Origin of the sequence: Leeuwenhoekiella sp. NPDC079379, assembly GCF_044542075.1 — a bacterium.
Lineage (GTDB): Bacteria > Bacteroidota > Bacteroidia > Flavobacteriales > Flavobacteriaceae > Leeuwenhoekiella.
Genome location: NZ_JBITTU010000005.1, coordinates 354885 through 364180 on the forward strand (window position 1 = coordinate 354885; position 9296 = coordinate 364180).

Annotated in this window: 7 protein-coding genes; 5 read left to right on the plus strand and 2 right to left on the minus strand. The window is 34.6% G+C overall.

The features are described from left to right. The first annotated feature begins 1 nt into the window (after position 1). From ACIGAM_RS11760 to ACIGAM_RS11780, 5 genes are read left to right on the plus strand one after another with little or no spacing between them, the layout of a single operon-like run. Complete coding sequence (locus tag ACIGAM_RS11760) at positions 2-610, plus strand: hypothetical protein (RefSeq protein WP_396511630.1); 609 nt, start codon at positions 2-4, stop codon at positions 608-610. Next, on the plus strand, positions 610-2046 hold the full coding sequence (locus ACIGAM_RS11765) for a DUF262 domain-containing protein (RefSeq protein ID WP_396511631.1): 1437 nt from the start codon (positions 610-612) through the stop codon (positions 2044-2046). Before ACIGAM_RS11760 ends, ACIGAM_RS11765 begins: the two co-directional genes overlap by 1 nt. Beyond that, positions 2021-4003: a DUF262 domain-containing protein gene (locus ACIGAM_RS11770; RefSeq protein ID WP_396511632.1), complete on the plus strand. Its 1983-nt coding sequence runs from the start codon at positions 2021-2023 to the stop codon at positions 4001-4003. The genes ACIGAM_RS11765 and ACIGAM_RS11770 overlap by 26 nt, the downstream gene beginning before the upstream one ends. A 5-nt stretch (positions 4004-4008) precedes the next feature. Beyond that, entirely contained in the window at positions 4009-7194 is a 3186-nt protein-coding gene (locus tag ACIGAM_RS11775) for a type I restriction endonuclease subunit R (RefSeq protein ID WP_396511633.1), read from the plus strand. A 54-nt stretch (positions 7195-7248) separates the two neighbouring features. Continuing rightward, complete coding sequence (locus tag ACIGAM_RS11780; protein WP_396511634.1) at positions 7249-8088, plus strand: GIY-YIG nuclease family protein; 840 nt, start codon at positions 7249-7251, stop codon at positions 8086-8088. A gap of 50 nt (positions 8089-8138) precedes the next feature. Here ACIGAM_RS11780 and ACIGAM_RS11785 read toward each other — a convergent pair whose 3' ends face one another. Both ACIGAM_RS11785 and ACIGAM_RS11790 read right to left on the minus strand, forming a co-directional pair. Then, on the minus strand, positions 8139-8639 hold the full coding sequence (locus ACIGAM_RS11785; RefSeq protein ID WP_396511635.1) for a YqiA/YcfP family alpha/beta fold hydrolase: 501 nt from the start codon (positions 8637-8639) through the stop codon (positions 8139-8141). A 20-nt stretch (positions 8640-8659) separates the two neighbouring features. After that, a complete protein-coding gene (locus tag ACIGAM_RS11790; protein ID WP_396511636.1) occupies positions 8660-8995 on the minus strand; it encodes a cyclic-phosphate processing receiver domain-containing protein in 336 nt (111 codons plus the stop codon). Positions 8996-9296: the final 301 nt, after the last annotated feature.

A 9296-nucleotide genomic window follows, 5' to 3' on the forward strand; every position in this document is an offset into this window, starting at 1 on the left:
AATGCAGAAAACATTTGCGCTGATAGAATCTTTTAACAAGCCTTTAGACAAGACAGCTTTTTTTGAGGCTAAAGAAAAGTACTGCACAAGTATTAGAACTAGTTCATTTTCTATGCTTGAGAATACAAATCTCATTGAATTGATAGAAACAATCAAAAGAACGCTTAGCCAAATAGGACCTTATAAAGACCTAACTCCATTTGAAGCTTTAAACAGAATAGGTAGCGATCTAGTATTACTAGCTGGTGCAGAAAAAATATTCAACAACGAAATACCTTCCATCAAACCAAAAACGATTTTACTCAATATGGGAAATAAAGCGGGATATGATGTGATTATAGAAACGGATAAAGGCAAGGTTTATGGCGAAGCATTTAATGCAGCAAAGTCTTTTTGTAAAGTAAAAATGAGAGAAAGTATCAATAAGCTCTTAGAGTCTTCAAAGAGCGAAGAGAGATATAGTCAAAAGCAAAGAGTCATTTTTTATAATGAAGATATTACAGATATAATAGAAGCATATACTAATAAAAAGGAGAAAGCAACGCCAGGTGTAATTATACACAAGATTCCTTGTAATTATAAAGAGGTTGTAGATTTTAAAGATAGATAATGAACACACAAAGTATACAAGTGGGAACTTGTTTAGTAAAGGATTTTTTTAAAATAAAGGTTTCTGTTTCATTACCAGACTACCAGAGGCCTTACGTCTGGGATTCTGATAAGTTAGATCAGTTATATCAAGATTTTGAAGATCATTTTTTTGACAATAATATATACAATAATAATGCGGCATTGTATTATTTAGGCTCTGTATTATTATTTGAAAATGAAGATGGGACTCTGGAGATTATAGATGGACAGCAACGTATAACAAGTTTGCTAATTACAGACTATGCTTGGAATACGGAGGAGAAGTTTTTGCAGCAAAACCAATGGAATTTAGAGTATAAATCTTTGATTTCTTCTGCTAATCTAGAACAGAATTACAAATACATTAAGAGTACCTCTAGAAGAATTAAAGAACATATTCAAGAGATATTTTCAAAATTAGTTTTTACAGTAATTATTACGAATTCAGAAGATGAGGCTTTTACTTTTTTTGATAGTCAAAATTCGAGAGGAGTGACTTTAAGTCCTGTAGATTTTTTAAAATCGTATCATTTACGAGAACTGAAAGGAAAAGAAAATCTACAAGAGATTTTTGCTAGAAAATGGGATTCAAATAACACAGGTCAATTTTTAAATGACTTATTCAATTTGGTGTTATGGAGAGGTAGACAATGGAGAGGTAAGAACTTAAATTATGAATTTAAAGACGCGATTTTAGATACTTTTCAAAAACAAACAATTAAAGAGAAAGATCAGGACACTGTAAATCTTTATCCAAATGCGTTCAACACATTATCAAGTTCTCTAACTTTTTGTGACATGCAGGGTGTAGTTGTTAAACCTAATTATTTAAATCTACAAACTAAAGCAGATCAATATCCATTTGCTTTAAGGCAGCCCATTCAGAAAGGTGTAGGTTTTTTCCTTTACACAGAAAAATATTATGCTATTTACCAAATTCTGTTTGTAGAAAAGAGGTATCCTCATTTTACTTATTTGTACGATACCCTATACAAAGGAGTTAGTTATTATTTCCGAAGTTTTTTTAGGTTAGCTATAATTTTTTATTATGATAAGTTTAAGGATGATAAACTAACCGATTTTGGATTGTGGTTAGATTATTTACTGGGAAGTTATCGCATAGAGCAAAAATCTATAGTAGCACAAACAGTGCTCAAAATACTAAAAGACAAGGATCAAAATCTTTTAGACGTAATAGAAATGTGCTATAGACCTGAAGATGTCTTTACCTTCATAAAACATATAACTCTTAAAGATTCATATAGTAAACGAGCTAAAGAGTTAGGAGGTGAGAATGGGGTTAGAAGAAGATATCTACAAAATAACTTAGATTTTTTCCACAAACAAACTAAAGGAGTAAAGGAATTAAACAATAAGAAAAACTGGATAAATGAATACATCATTAACAATAAATAATCTTAAAATATCTTCTAAAGAATTAACTCTAAAAGGTATTGTTGATGAAGATATGGTCTTTAATATTCCCATTTACCAAAGATTGTATGTTTGGGGAGAACAGCAAATAAGAACCTTGCTAGGCGATTTATTTAGAGCTTTTAGTGATAAAAAAAATGAGAATTATTACTTGGGCGGAATCATGTTAACTGAAAATGACAATAAGTTAGATTTGATAGATGGTCAACAGCGTTTTACAACATTATGGTTATTAAGTAAAGTTTTGGATGGTGAATTAAATAATTTCATCTACACAACTGTAAACAAAGAGCAAAAATCTAGAATCAGTTTTTCAGTTCGAGAATTTGCAAATCATTATTTTAATTCTAAAGATTCTTCAGCCAAATTGACTGTGGAAGAAATCAAAGAATTAGAGCCAATAAGTGATGCTATTGAATTGATTACTAATTTTATAAAGGATGAGGTTGAAGAAGAATTAAAATTAGAATTTTCCAGCTTTATCTATAATCGTGTTATGTTAGTTGCTACTAAAATGCCTGCTGACACTGACGAAAATAAAGTTTTTGAAGCAATGAACAATAGAGGCGTTCAATTGCAACAACATGAAATATTAAAATCTACTTTACTTAGTAAACTTAAAGGAAATAGAGAATTATTACATAAATATGGATTGCTGTGGGACGCTTGTTCAATTATGGACAACTATTTAGAAAAAAATATAAAGTTAGTAGCAGACTTAAAATGGAACAGTTTATTTCCAAATGGGAGCGCAGGTGATAAGAACGATTCATTACCAAATGATATTTTGTCAAGGCTTATAACAGTTGAAAACAAAAGTTCTAATCAACAGTTGTTAAGTATATTAAAGGGGAGTAGTGAGGATAATGTAAACTCAAATGAAAAAAATAATATTTCAAGTAATGAAGATGGATATGAGGCAGAAAGTATTAGAAGTATTATAGATTTCCCAATGCTATTGCTTCATACTTTAAGGATTTATCAACACAGATATTTAAAATGTAAAAATCCTGAAGAAAGTGCAGAGGTTAAGGGTAAAAGCTTGATTAAAATTTTTAACAGTTTCGATTCATATTTTAAAACAGAGAAAAATGTAATAGAATTTATTGATCTTCTTTGGAATGTTCGAAAGCAGTTCGATAAATATGTAATTAAATGGGTAGGAAACGATGAAGATCGAGAGGAAGTTCATCTGATAAAACGGCTATACCAGAGTGAAACTTCATTTCAAAGACGAGCTCCAAAGAAGAATGAGGGTTTTGCTTTATTACAAAGCATGTTATATCATTCTCAACAAATAATCACTCATTACTGGTTAACTCCCTTTTTAAATAAAATGCTTGATATAGATGATAAAAAACAAATTTATGCATACCTCAAAAAGCTAGATAATGAGATGTTTTGTAATAGAAGAAGGGACTTAAGAACAATGAGTTTTAAAGTTATGGAAAAGGATATTACAGAGTTAAATGGTAACTTAGAATTTGTTGCGAATACATTAAATGAAAAGCAAGGTACTGCTTATCCTAGTTATTGGTTTTATAAGCTCGAGTATATTTTATGGTTAAGTAGAGATAGCTTAAATAAAAAAGATAGTTGGTCGGAATATAAAATGACAGCAAAAAATTCTGTAGAACACATTTCTCCCCAAAACCCAAAACAGGAAGATGTAAACATTGTTTATAGTAAAGGTGATACAGAAGAAAAAAGAATAAAAAAGCAAAATGATTTTGGAAACTTGGTTTTGCTCTCGCCAGGTATGAACTCAGAATACAGTAACAAAACTTTTAATTCTAAGAAAGTCGATTATCAAGATAAGAAGCGGTTAGACTCTTTAAAATCAGACTTAATATTTAGTAATGAAGAATGGAATTGGGAGAATTGCAAGAAGCATAGAAAAAAAATGATTGAACTTTTTGTGAATCACTTACAAAATTAAATAAGATGAGCTACGAGTACTCCGAAGACGGTCTGATCGAGCAAGCAACTCAGGATGTTTTAGCAGAACTGGGATGGACTGTGGTTACAGCCTGGCATAAGGAAAGTTTCGGAGATAATGGTCTTTTAGGGCGCGATAATAAGGGAGAAGTAGTACTAACCCGCTATTTGCTTGCAGCACTCATTAAGTTAAACCCTACGGTACCTAAGCATGCCTGTCTTGTAGCTATGGAGGAGATCATACAGCGTGTTGCAGACCAAAGCCTGGGGCATATTAATAAAAATAAATACACAGCGCTTAGGAACGGGGTAGAAGTAAGTTACACAGACGATAAAGGGGAGCTTATTAAAAAGAAGCTTAGGGTTTTTGATTTTCAAGAGTATAAAGAAAATGACTTTAGAGCGGTTCGCCAGTTTGAAGTAGTAGGTGATTTATATACCCGTCGCCCTGATGTTGTGGGTTTTGTAAACGGCTTGCCTTTAGTGTTTTTTGAACTTAAAGCCCATCATACAGATTTACGTAACGCTTTTAACGACAATCTTAAAGATTATAAAGACACCATACAGCAACTCTTTCATCACAATGCTTTTATAATACTAAGTAATGGTACAGATGCCCGGGTGGGTACCGTAACAAGCCCTTACAAATTTTTCTTAGAATGGAAACGTATTGAAGAAGAAGAAGAGGGTATCGTGAGTCTTGATACACTGTTAAGGGGTACTTGCCATCCACGCAGGCTGATGGATATTTTTGAAAACTTTCTACTTTATGATGATGCTGGGGGAGAGGTGGTAAAATTAATGGCTAAAAACCACCAGTATATCGGGGTAAATAAAGTTTTAGAGAATGTAAAAGATATTGAAGAATTAGAAGGTAAGCTTGGAGTCTTCTGGCATACACAAGGCAGTGGTAAATCTTACTCGATGGTTTTTCTCTGTGAAAAAATACACCGTAAGCTAGGTGGTTCTTACACCTTTCTAATCGTTGTAGATAGAACAGAGTTGGAGAGTCAGTTATATGATACCTTTTCAGGAGTAGGAGTAGTCAATAACAAAGATATTATTGCCGGAAAGGCATCGGGAATGACCGGTCGTGACCACTTGAGAAAACTGCTATCCGAAAATCACAGGTATGTGTTTTCTCTAATTCATAAGTTCTCAATAGATCCTAAAGAAGAAACCGAATATCCATTAATCACCGTGCGTAAAAACATTATTGTGATAAGCGATGAAGCTCACAGAACACAGGCAGGAACCTATGCTAGAAATATGCGTTTTAATGCCTTGCCTAATGCTTCGTTTTTGGGTTTTACAGGCACACCTTTGATCAAAGAAGAGCTTGAACTCACTAAAAATATTTTTGGGGAATATGTTTCAGTTTATGATTTTAAACGGGCGATAGATGATGAGGCTACCTTGCCTCTCCGCTATATAAATAAAGGGGAAAAATTAAAAATCGAAAATCCACAACTGGATGATCGTATGGCTGAAGTTTTAGAAGATGAAAACTTAGGGGATGATGAAAAACGAAAACTAAGTTATCTTTTTAGTAAAGATTATCCCATTCTAACCGCTCAGCCCAGACTAGAAGCAATAGCAAGGGATCTTGTATGGCATTTTAATGAACGGGGCTATCAGGGTAAGGCAATGTATGTCGCCTTAGATAAACCTACTGCTGTTAGAATGTATGATCTAATCAATGAGTTTTGGCCTGAGTATGAAGCAGAATTAGCGAAGAGCGTTAAAAATGCAGCTGATTCGCAAGAAGTGCTGGAACTTTCAAGAAAGCTGAAACGCGTTCAGGAAACTGAAATTTGTGTAGTAGTAAGTAGCGAACAAAATGAGGTTGATAAATTTGCTAAAATGAATCTTGATATTGAGAGGCATCGCCGCAAGATGGTATCCCGTAATTTAGAAAAGGAATTTAAAGATCCGGAAAACCCATTTAGACTTGCAATTGTTTGCGCGATGTGGATTACCGGTTTTGATGCGCAATGTGTTTCAACAGTATATTTAGATAAACCTATAAAGGGTCATACACTTATGCAGACCATAGCTCGTGCAAACAGAGTGTATGATGATGAGAAAGAAAATGGGCTTATTGTCGATTACGGTAACGTCTATACTAAACTTGAGGAAGCTTATGCAATCTATGGAGAAGGAGGTAAAGACACGGGAGGTAAAAATGGAACGACTGAAAAGCCTGTTGAACTCTTAGTTGGTCTGGAAAAAGAACTTAAAGAAGCGATAGAAGAAACTAAGAACTATTTGAGTAGTCTTGATTTTGATTTAGAACTTGTTCTTGATGCCAAACCCATGCAAAAAATTGCCAGCCTTAAAGAAGCTGAAAATGCTGTTTGTTTAAACGAGGAAACGCGAAATACATTTGAAATAATGGCGCGTAATGTTTTTAGAAAATATAAAGCACTTTTCCCGGAACCTCAAGTTAAAAAGCACACCAAAAAATACAACGCGATTGAGGCAATTTATAATTTACTCAATCAGAAAACCAAGTCGGCAGATGTTACTGAGGTTATGATGCAGTTGCAAAGCATTGTGAGTGATAGTGTAGTTTTAGATGGAGTTTCTGAAGAAATTTCGGTAGATCTCAGCGGTTTGGATTTTGACAAATTAAAAGCCGCTTTTAAGAAGGTGAAGCGCAAAAATACCCTTGTATTTGATTTACAGAACGCGATAGAAACAAAACTGGAACAAATGCTTAAAGAAAACCCTTTGCGTATTGAATTTTACGATCGCTATAAAGAAATTATAGATGATTATAATAACGGTAAATCCCTGGAGAACACAGTACGTACTTTCGATAATTTAACTGATTTTATTGATTCTCTAAGTGCCGAAGAAAAACGGGCTTTTACCGAACAATTAAACCAGGAAACGCTGGCTATTTTTGATTTGTTAAAAGAAGGAAAAACGCTTTCTCCTAAACAGTTGAAACAGGTCAAGAAAGTTGCTTCAGAAACTTTAAAAAAATTAAAAACTGAAAAGTTGATAATTGACAGATGGAGGGAAAGTAGACAATTAAAAGCTCAGGTGAAAGGGATGATCTACGATAACCTGCTTTGGCTTCCTGAAGAATCTTACACAGACGAAGAGGTGAGCTCTAAATCATTAAATGTTTACCAGCATATTTATACCAGTTATTATGGTAATGGACAGAGTGTTTACGGTTAAAGATTTTAAATAAGAAGTTATCTTAATAAACTATACACATTATAAACGATTTCAATGCCACGCCCACAAACCATTCAAATATTTTTACCAGACGGTGTACCTACCAGTATCAAGGAAGCCGAGTTGACCAACAGACTCGTAAAAGCGGTTCTTTTTCCCAGAAATAAATTACAGGAGGTCGCTAAGCGTGAGCTGGTACATTACACCGGAGTTTACTTTTTGTTTGGTACTAAAGAGGAAGATGCGAAACCCTTTGTTTACATTGGCGAGGGCGAAGATTGTTACAAGCGTATCATTTCTCATAACCGCAATAAAGATTTCTGGACGCACGCTGTGGTAATTACTACAAAAACCAATGAGTACACCAAAACAGATGGAAAGTTCCTGGAACATTATAGTATAGCAAGAGCCCAGGAGATAGGGCGCTATGAATTAGATAATGATACCGGTTCTCGTAAGACGTCTATTTCTGAGAGTAGGGAATACGATCTTCTTGATAATTTTGAAACAGCCAAGATATTATTGGCAACCTTAGGTTATCCTATTTTTGAAGTAAAGCGTAAGCCGGTTACAGCAAACGAAGTGTACTACTGTCAGGGTAAAGATTATGATTCACAAGGCGAATACACAGACGACGGGTTTATTGTTTTAAAAGGATCAAAATGTGCGCCTGAAGAATCTCCTGGAGCTTCAGACTGGATCAAAAACACACGAACTAAACTCAAAGAGCAAAATCTTATTCAATTCATAGATAACAGATATGTCTTCATGGAAGATCATATTTTCAACTCTCCCAGTGGCAGCGCAGCGGTAATTATGGGACGCAATACCAATGGCTGGACAAGCTGGAAAAATAAGCAAGGAAACACTTTAGATGAGGTGAAGCGTAAGTAAATTTATGCCCCAATGCAGTATCTGCACAGCAGAAACAAATTTGAAGTGGCCTATACTTTCCTTTCCTTATACTCAAAAAACAACTTCACTTCCTCCTCAAATATTTCTTTTGGCGTACGATGACCCATCTCGGCACGCAGATGTAGATGGTAATTAAAACCTCGTTTAAGTTGGTCTCCTAAAAAGGGTAGTGTGTCGCTGGGATCTACAACAGTATCTTTACCACCTAAAACCACCTGCCCAAATCCGGAACCGGGAGTTTTAAACTTCGGGATATTTTGAACAACGGAGCGCTTTACTAAAGCAGGATTAAACAGTAAAACAGGCTTGTTGAGAGCCAAACCCAAATGATATGCTGCAAAACCGCCCATACTGCTGCCCATAATGTAATCTATAGGTTGCGTTTTATTGTCTTCATACACGTTTTGCACGGCATCGGGATTGTTTTTGTAATCTAGATCAGGAGCTATTACAATTCCGTATTTTTCTAAAACTGCTTTCTTAGCAGGGTTGAGTTTGCTTTCGAGTCCGTGAAGGTAGAGTATGGTCATAATTTAAAATATATAGTGGGCTAATTTCGTTTTAAAAAAGCAATATAATTAGTCAACAAACCCCGTATTTGCTCTGCTGCAACCGGGTTAGCCGAATGTACATAAAACTCCAAATTCTTCAGATCAAGCCCAGATTCATAAACCAGCCATTTGGCAGCGGCCAAACCATCAGGAGCGAGATTTCCGTTATCATCCAGCCCCAGGTCATTATCAAAACTTATATATTCTGGCAGGCCTTTATTTTGAATGTAGTTTTTAAATGCTTCAAAAGAGCGCACTACTATAAACGTTTTTGCGGTGTTAGGTTCGTAGACCATTTCGGGTGTGCGTATATCGTCTAAAAATAATTGATACATCTGGGAATCATTATAGATTTCAAAATAGTTTTATATGAGCACTAAAAAAAATCATTTGTCAAATTCAACTGCGTTTGATCCTTAAAATCTTAGTTCTGTAAAGTTAAAGACCGTTACCGCCAATAGGTGTCGCACCTATTCCTTTTTTAACTTACGGCGAGTAGCTTCAGCATTTAAATTTTAAATCGAAAAACACGGGTTAGCTTTGTAGGCTTCCCCTTTTTAGGACACCTTAAAATTCGATAAATAGTTATTATTTAGTTCAGGTTTGATGAAGAATTTAAATTCTTCATCAAACCTA